This is a genomic window from Actinoplanes sp. NPDC049265, from assembly GCF_043197135.1.
Classification (GTDB): Bacteria; Actinomycetota; Actinomycetes; order Mycobacteriales; family Micromonosporaceae; genus Actinoplanes.
On record NZ_JBICSP010000070.1, the window covers coordinates 1 to 1,071 of the forward strand.

Annotated in this window: 1 protein-coding gene; it reads left to right on the forward strand. The window is 70.9% G+C overall.

Annotated elements, in window-relative coordinates; all coding sequences use genetic code 11:
• Positions 1-1,071: type I polyketide synthase (locus ACGFIO_RS44350; protein ID WP_392837342.1), on the forward strand; the 1,071-nt coding region annotated here is incomplete at both ends.

Genomic DNA, 1,071 nt, shown 5'->3' on the forward strand with positions numbered 1-1,071 from the left:
GGCGGACGCGTTCGTGGCGGGCATACCGGTGGACTGGGCAAGGGTCACTGGTCCGGCGAAGCGGGTCGAGCTGCCGACGTACGCGTTCCAGCGGACCCGCTATTGGTTGCAGACCGCTCCGGCTGTGGGTGAGGTACGGCTCCGGGCGGCCGACGAGGAGCAGGACGACGTGCCTGCGTTCTCGGGACTGGCCGGTCAGTTGGCCGGACTGAACCAGGCCGGGCAGGAGGCCGTCCTGGTGGACCTGGTGCGTGCGCATGCCGCTGCGGTGCTGGGGCACGCCTCGCCGGACCTGGTTGGTGCGGGCCGCTCCTTCAAGGACCTCGGGTTCGACTCGCTGATCGCCGTCGAGCTCCGCAACCGTCTCACCGTCGCTACCGGTATGCGACTGCCCGACAGCGCCGTCTTCGACCATCCCACCCCCGCGACTCTGGGCCGGCATCTGCGGGGAGAACTGGCCGGGGAGCCGGGCGCCGCGGTACCTGCGGTGGCCGCTGCCATGGCGGTGGACGAGCCGGTCGCAATCGTGGGTATGGGGTGCCGGCTTCCCGGCGGGGTGGGGGATCCGGAGGAGCTGTGGCGGCTCCTGGAGTCGGCGGGGGACGCGGTAGGTCCGTTCCCCGACGACCGGGGTTGGGATCTGGAGGCGCTGTTCGACCCCGATCCGGATCACCCGGGTACGAGTTACGCGCGCGCGGGCGGGTTCGTGCGGGAGGCCACGGAGTTCGACGCGGGGTTCTTCGGCATCAGCCCCCGTGAGGCTGCGGGGATGGATCCGCAGCAGCGGTTGCTGCTCGAGGTGTGCTGGGAGGCGCTGGAGCGTGCCGGGATCGACCCGGGGTCGTTGCGTGGGACCTCGGCGGGAGTGTTCGCCGGGCTGTTCGCCGGAGTTGCCGGATCGGGGTACGCGACAAGCGCGGAGGGCTACGGCCTGACCGGCGGAACCGGAAGTGTGCTGTCCGGGCGAGTTTCCTATGTGCTGGGCCTGGAAGGTCCGGCGATGACCGTGGATACGGCGTGTTCGTCGTCGTTGGTGGCGATGCACTTGGCGGTTCAGGCGTTGCGGGCGGG